Genomic DNA, 7,211 nt, shown 5'->3' with positions numbered 1-7,211 from the left:
TGGCTGATGCTGCGGCGCCTGCGGAGCCGGCTCGGCTGAGCAGCGCCTGCGTCAGCACCCCGCCCACTCCGATGGAGGTGATGGCCAGAAGCGCCGCGACCGACAGCGTCGGCACGCCCGAAAGCCCCGCGCCCAGCGTGCAGCCGCCCGCCAGAACGCCCCCGGCCCCCATCAACACGCCGCCCGCCATGTAGCGGCCCGTCTGCCCGGGGGAGGTGAAGGTCTGCCAGGTGAAGCCGCCGAAGATGAGCGTACCCACGAGAGCGCCAAGCACGATGCCCCCCATGAAGCCGGTGCCGAAGCCCGCCGGGATCGAACTGCTGGCAATGGCGAAGAACAGCGCTTCGGAAGAGGCGGAGGTGGTGGAAAGGCTTTCCATCACGATCGGGTCGAAATCATCATAGAGCAGATAGCCCGTGCCGACCCATGCAATCGGGACCAGAAGGCCGATGCCTCCCGCCATGATCAAATGGCGCGCAGGGGTGCCAGAGAACGCAGCATAGGCCAGCAAGGGCGCGGCCATGACCGCTGCCCAGACCAGCGCGCCGCCGGGCAGGTTGCCGATGCTGGTGGCGGCACCCATGTCCACCGTGACGGACCCCAGCGCAACGCGCATCGGCGCCAGCACGCCCTTGAGCGTGGCGTGGGCCACAACGGCGAAGATGAGGATGACCATAAGCGCCCGCAGGTTGCCGGTGCCGGTCAGCACCGTGAGCCGCGAAATGCAGCCCCGGGTCAGGATCATTCCGGCTCCGAAGGCCAGACCGCCCGCGATGATGGCCATCGCGGGCATCTGGGAAACCATGAAGCGGTGATCGTCGAAAGAGATCCATCCCGCCGCGACGGTGGCCTGCGTGCCGAGGATCGCAACCGCCAGCGCGGTTACCCAGATCGCCGCGGCCTGGCGCCGGTCCTCCCCCACGAGCGCGCGGCGGAAACAGAAACGGGTGCGCTGCCCCAGAAAGCCGAAGGTCAGGCCCAGTATCAGGGCAAGGACGACAGACGCCTGACGCGCGTCCAGAAATTCGATACCGAGGGATTCGTACATGATGCGGCTTTCGGGTCGGACCAGAGGATGCCCATGATCTGCAGCGCCAGAAATTGTGCATCAAGACATTATGATGGATCTACAACCCCGGGTGCCCGGACAGGGTTCCGCCTAACAGCCTTGGCGGCGCGATAATGTTCCGGAAGCTATGACACGGTAGGGGTAAGGTCCACCCGCTGCCACTGCTTTCGGAACACTGTTCTTTTCGCCTCAACGCCCCCGGATGCGCGGGTCGAGTGCGTCCCGCAGACCGTCGCCCAGGTAATTGACGCTCAGCACGGTGAGCGAGATGGCGATGCCCGGCAGCAGCACGCGCTCGGGGAATTCCTGCATCCGCGGCACCGCGTCCGACAACAGCTTGCCCCAAGTCGGGAAATCGGACGGAAAGCCCACGCCAAGAAAGCTGAGCGCGCTTTCCGTGATGATCGCAGTGGCGAGACCCAGCGTGGCGGACACCATGATAGGCGAGATTACGTTGGGCAGAAGGTGACGGCGGATGATCTTACCGGGCCGCGTTCCGATACTGCGCGCTGCCAAAATGAACTCCCGCTCCTTCAGGGCCAGGATATCGCCGCGCACGATCCGCGCGGTCTGCATCCACGATGTCAGTCCGATGACGCCGACGATGAGGATGAACATGCCCCCCTCCGGCCCAAAGTTGGCGCGCAGCGGCTGGCGGAACAGCGTCACCGCGACCAGCAGCAGTGGCAGGATCGGCAGCGACAGGACAAGGTCGGTGAACCGCATCAGCCAGAAGTCGAGCTTCTTGAAATATCCAGACACCACACCGATGGCGGTGCCGATGATCAGCGCCAGCCCCATGGCCGTCCAGCCCACGGCCATGGACACCCGCCCGCCATAGATCAACTGGGCCATGATGTCCCGGCCAAGGTTGTCCGTCCCCATGGGGTGCAGCCAACCGGCCTTCGCGGAAGAGTCCCAAAGCAACGTGTAGATGGGGCGCCAGTCCTTATTGCGGATGTCCAGCTTCTTGGGGTCCACGTCCCAGAGCAGGGGGCCGAAAATGACCCCCAGCGTGATGAACAGCAGGAAAAAGCCGCCGAAGAGCGCGCCCTTGTGCTGGCGGAACTGGTCCCAGACATCGCGCCATTGGCTGCGCGGCGGCTTGGGCGGCTCCTTGTCCTGAAGCGCGCCGAAGGTTTCGATATCGGCCTCTATGGGGCTGGCGGGGACGGCCTGTTCAGTCATAGCGGATCCTCGGGTCGAGCAGGCCGTAGAGCACATCGGCGATGAGGTTGAAGAGCACGATCAGGATCGCGAAGATGAAGGTCAGCGTCATCACCATCGGGATATCATTGGCAAAGAGCGCCGTCAGCAGCAGCTGTCCGATGCCGTTCACCTTGAAGACGTTCTCGGTGATGATGGCCCCGCCGAAGATGGCGGGCATTCCCAGTGCGATGACGGTGACGACGGGGATCATCGAGTTGCGCAGCACGTGCACCATGACCACGACGCTTTCCTTCAGCCCCTTGGCGCGGGCCGTGCGCACGTAATCCTGATTGAGGTTGTCCAGCATGGCGCCGCGCATGTAGCGGCTGATCTGCGCGGTGGTCTGCAGTGCCAGCACCATCACGGGCATAATCATCTGCTGGAACTGCACCTTGAAGCTGGCCCAGTCGCGGACGACATGCGTGGTGTCATAGATCGACGGCAGCCAGCCCAGATAGACCGAAAAGATCACGATCAGCAGCGGGCCGGTGAAGAAGGGCGGGATCGAAAAGCCCACCATGGTGACGAAAGTACCCGCCTGATCGAAGATCGAATAATGCCGGTAGGCCGAATAGATCCCGATGGGAATGGCGATCAGGATGCCCACGATATAGGCCAGACCGACAACCCAGAGCGTCTGCGGCATCCGCTGCATCACGATGTCCATCACGGGGGAGCGCGTCTGCCATGAGATCACGCGCTGCTTGCCCTCGGCCAGGGCGGTATCGGGCAGCCATGAAAACCACGCGCTGCTGTTGGTCAGCCAGTCGATGAAGACCTGCGGCTCGATCCAGAAGAACTGGACCAACCATTTCCAGTATTGCACGTAGATCGGCTGCCCGAGGCCCAGTGCCTCGCGCATTTTCTGTTTCACTTCCGGCGGGACGGTCAGCGGGACCTGCGCCATGGGATCGCCGGGGGCGAGTTGCAGCAGCAGGAAGATCACTAGGCTGATGAACAAAAGCGTCGGAATCGACAGAACAAGTCGTCGGATGGTGAAAGTCAGCATGCGCGGCGCCTTTGCAGGTCAGTCTTCGGGTCTTGGGGGAGGGGACGCATCGGAGCGTAAACGAATGCCCGCCCCGCGCAAGCGGGGCAGGGCTTTCACGCAGAGGCTGCGTTACTCTTCTTTCTTGCGATACCAGTCAGCCACGTTCCAGAGCTCGGAGTCCCAAGTGTTCAGGACAACGCCACCCAGCGTGTTGGAGGCTGCGGAAACACGGCCACGGTCAACCAGCGGTACGATGGTCATCGATTCCTTGGTCAGCATGTCGTTCAGCTTCTTGGCGATCTCGCCGCGCTTCTCCAGCTCGCCGGTCTTGGCCAGTTCATCAAGCAGCGCGTCATACTCTTCGTCGCAGAAGCGGTTGATGTTCTCGCCCTGCCACTGGCTGGACGGCTTCGGCTCATTGCCGCAGCGATAGGCCGCCAGATAGGCCTGCGGGTCGGTGCCGTCGAAGTTGTTGGCGTACATTTCCACGTCCGCGTAGAACTTCTGGAAGGTGTCGGGCGAACCGGGGTCACCGCCGAAGAAGACCGACGCGTCGAGGTTGCGCAGTTCGACTTCCACACCGATCTGGTTCCACCAATCCTTGATCAGCGCCTGGAAATCCTGACGCACGGCGTTGGTGGAGGTCTGGTACAGCAGGCTCAGTTCCATGCCGTCCTTTTCACGGATGCCGTCACCGTCGGTATCGGTCCAGCCCGCTTCTTCCAGAAGCGCCTTGGCGCCTTCGAGGTCCTGCGTCAGGCACTCGGTATTGTCGGACGCATAGTTCGCCGGCGCGGGTACGAGGTTGCAGGTCGCGCGACCCGCCTGACCATAGCCGACTTCGACCAGCAGTTCGCGGTCAATGGCCATGGAAAGTGCACGGCGCACTTTTTCGTCCGACAGGATCGGGTGGGGATGTGCGACCGTCGCACGCTCGCCTTCCGGCAGGTCGGGGGAGGGATCGGTCAGGTTCATCTCCAGCCGCTCAACCAGTGTACCGAACGCGGAAATGGGCGTGCCCTTGCCGCCTTCAGCCATCTTGGCCAACACGTCGGGCGCAAGCTGCATGTTCCAGGCGTAGTCAAATTCGCCCGTTTCCATGACGGCGCGGCCCGCTGCCGTCGCATCGCCGCCGCCCTTGAAGGTCAGCTTGGCAAAGGCGGGCTTGCCTTCTTCACGGAAGTTTTCGTTGGCTTCCATGGTGATCACGTCATTGGGACGGAATTCCACCACCTTGAAGGGGCCGGTGCCGATCGGGTTGAAGTTGGCCTCGGTGCACTCGGGCGCCTTGGCACCCATGCACTCCTCGAACTGGGCCTTCTGGATGATGGGGGACTGGCCGCCCATGAAGGGCCCGTAGGGGTTGGGCTGCGCTTCGTTGAAGGTGACCTTGACGGTCAGGTCATCGACCGCTTCGACCGATGCGACGCCGTCGAACTTCGCGCCCTGTGCGCAGCCGCCTTCGGGGTGCATGCAATAATCGGCGGTGAAGACGACATCAGCGGAGGTGACCGGCGTGCCGTCGGACCAGACGAGGCCCTCTTTCAGCTTCCAGGTGATGGACTTGAGGTCTTCGCTCACGCCGCCGTTCTCGACGGTGGGAATCTCGGCGGCGAGGTAGGGCACCAGCGCGCCGGTCTCGTCGTAGCGACCCAGGGGTTCGATCACAAGCGATGCTGATTCGATGTCCTTGGTACCCCCCGAAAGGTAGGGGTTCAGAATCGAAGGCGCTTGCCAGTAGATGATCTTGACCTCTCCGTCACGACCGCGTTCGCCCGTATGGGCATCCGCGAAGGCCGCCGGGGCCAGCGCCACGGACGCGGCGGCCCCCAGCAATAATGTTTTCATTCGCATATTTCACTCCTTGTTGGACACGTTTGGTGCCACGTTTTTGTTGCGGGGCAGACCCCGCAGGTCTTTGTCGCCCAAAGGATGAGAGGGATCACCGAACCGCAAATTCATGCGCGATTTTCATCGGTTTTCGTCCATTTCTCCCCTGAACGCATGAGCGGTATCGAAACATGTTTCACCGGAATTGCAAGCCTCCTCCGGCGGTTTTGCGAAAACCGCTGTTCTGATGGCGCCTCACGCTCTGCGGGTGTTTGACACTGCCCCGGCCTTGGCCGTAGCGTCTGCCCGAGACAGCGAACAGCGAGGCGCGAACAGGATGCTCGACCAGCCCACATCGGATCCGATTGCCCAGATCAAGGGCCTCAGGGTCGAGTTCCAGACCAAGGATGGCCCGGTCGTCGGGGTCGAGAATGTCAGCTTCGACATCCACCCCGGAGAGACGGTTTGCGTCGTCGGTGAATCCGGTTCCGGCAAATCCGTATCCTCTCTGTCGCTGATGCGGCTGGTGGAATTTGGCGGCGGAGAGATCGCCGGCGGCGAACTGATGTTCGACCGCAAGGATCACGCTACCATCGATCTGGCCAATGCACCGCAGGACCAGATGCGCCACATTCGCGGCAATGAAATCGGTATGATCTTTCAGGAACCGATGACGGCGCTGAACCCGGTTTTCACGGTCGGCAAACAGTTGACCGAAGGGCTGCGCCTGCACCGGAACATGTCCCGCTCGCAGGCCGAGGCCCGCGCGCTGGAACTGCTGCGACAGGTCCGTATCCCCGAGCCGGAGCGCCGGCTGAAGCAATATCCCCATGAACTTTCGGGCGGCATGCGCCAGCGCGTTGTCATCGCCATGGCGCTGGCGTGCGAGCCGCGCCTGCTGATCGCGGACGAGCCCACGACGGCGCTCGATGTGACCATTCAGGCCGAAATTCTCGCCCTGATGGACCGGCTCAAGCGCGAAACCGGCACCGCCGTCATGTTCATCACACACGACATGGCCGTGGTGGCGCAAATGGCCGACCGCGTCGTCGTCATGTTCCGCGGCAACAAGGTCGAAGAGGGGCCGGTCGAGGAAATCTTCGAGAACCCCCAGCATCCCTATACCAAGGCGCTTCTGGCCGCCGTGCCCAAGCTGGGCGAGATGACCGGGAAACCCTATCCGGAGCCGATGAAGCTCCTGGGCACGCAGGACAAGGAAATCGTGCCCATCAAGGGAACGGACGATGTTCTGCTGAAGGTCAGCAATCTCACCACCCGGTTTCCCGTAACGGGGGGCTTTCTGCGCCGCACCGTGGCCAATGTTCACGCGGTGGAGGATCTGTCCTTTACCATCAACAAGGGCCGCACGCTCAGCCTCGTGGGGGAATCCGGCTGCGGAAAATCCACGGCGGGCCGGTCGATCCTGCGGCTGGTGGAGCCGCAATCGGGCGAGATCAATCTCGGCGGTACGGACATCATGGCGCTGAACCACAGCCAGTTGCGCACCGCGCGGCTGGACATGCAGATGATCTTTCAGGATCCCTTCGCCTCGCTCAATCCACAGATGCAACTGGCGGATCAGGTGGCCGAACCGATCCACAATTTCGGCACGCTCAAGGGCAAGGCCGTGACCGACAGGGTGGAAATGCTCTTCGACCGGGTGGAACTGCCCCGCAGCTTCATGCGCCGCTTTCCGCATGAACTCTCGGGCGGTCAGCGCCAGCGGGTGGCCATCGCGCGGGCGCTGGCGCTCAACCCCAAGCTCATCATCGCGGATGAAGCGGTCTCGGCGCTCGATGTCAGCGTTCAGGCGCAGGTGCTGAACCTGATGATGGAACTGCAACTGGAAATGGGGCTGTCATTCCTGTTCATCAGCCATGACATGGCGGTGGTGGAACGGGTCAGCCATCAGGTCGGCGTCATGTACCTCGGTCGGATCGTCGAACTCGGGTCGCGCCAGCGGGTGTTCGAAAACCCGCAGCACCCCTATACACAGGCGCTGATGAAAGCCGTTCCCATCGCCGATCCGCGCCAGCGCAAGGCGGAAAAGGACCTGAACTTCAAACCCATCCCGTCGCCCATCCACCCCGTCGACTACGAACCCGAACCTTC

General features: G+C 62.7%; 5 protein-coding genes. 1 reads left to right on the top strand and 4 read right to left on the bottom strand.

What is annotated here, in order from left to right:
• The 4 genes from A3764_RS22435 to A3764_RS22420 all read right to left on the bottom strand — a co-directional run.
• Window positions 1-1,048 (bottom strand): YeeE/YedE family protein (locus A3764_RS22435; RefSeq protein WP_067952123.1); only part of this gene is annotated, 1,048 nt, incomplete at its 3' end.
• Between the two features lie 210 nt (window positions 1,049-1,258).
• On the bottom strand, window positions 1,259-2,257 hold the full coding sequence (locus A3764_RS22430) for an ABC transporter permease (protein WP_067920885.1): 999 nt from the start codon (window positions 2,255-2,257) through the stop codon (window positions 1,259-1,261).
• The gene (locus tag A3764_RS22425) at window positions 2,250-3,287 is read right to left on the bottom strand and encodes an ABC transporter permease (protein ID WP_067920884.1); all 1,038 of its coding nucleotides are present in this window, start codon (window positions 3,285-3,287) and stop codon (window positions 2,250-2,252) included. The genes A3764_RS22430 and A3764_RS22425 overlap by 8 nt, the downstream gene beginning before the upstream one ends.
• Before the next feature lie 111 nt (window positions 3,288-3,398).
• Window positions 3,399-5,123, bottom strand: coding sequence for a peptide ABC transporter substrate-binding protein (locus A3764_RS22420; RefSeq protein ID WP_067920883.1), 1,725 nt, complete (start codon window positions 5,121-5,123; stop codon window positions 3,399-3,401).
• A gap of 313 nt (window positions 5,124-5,436) precedes the next feature.
• Between A3764_RS22420 and A3764_RS22415 the strand changes: the two genes are divergently transcribed.
• Window positions 5,437-7,211 (top strand): ABC transporter ATP-binding protein (locus tag A3764_RS22415; RefSeq protein ID WP_067952122.1); only part of this gene is annotated, 1,775 nt, incomplete at its 3' end.

It is taken from the genome of Sulfitobacter sp. HI0129, assembly GCF_001635395.1.
Taxonomy (GTDB): Bacteria; Pseudomonadota; Alphaproteobacteria; order Rhodobacterales; family Rhodobacteraceae; genus Sulfitobacter.
This window is presented reverse-complemented; position numbering and strand designations above follow the sequence as displayed.

Coding starts and splice junctions, on each gene's coding strand:
- A3764_RS22425 (WP_067920884.1), bottom strand. CDS start 3,287: ATGCTGACTTTCACCATCCGACGACTTGTTCTGTCGATTCCGACGCTT.
- A3764_RS22430 (WP_067920885.1), bottom strand. CDS start 2,257: ATGACTGAACAGGCCGTCCCCGCCAGCCCCATAGAGGCCGATATCGAA.
- A3764_RS22420 (WP_067920883.1), bottom strand. CDS start 5,123: ATGCGAATGAAAACATTATTGCTGGGGGCCGCCGCGTCCGTGGCGCTG.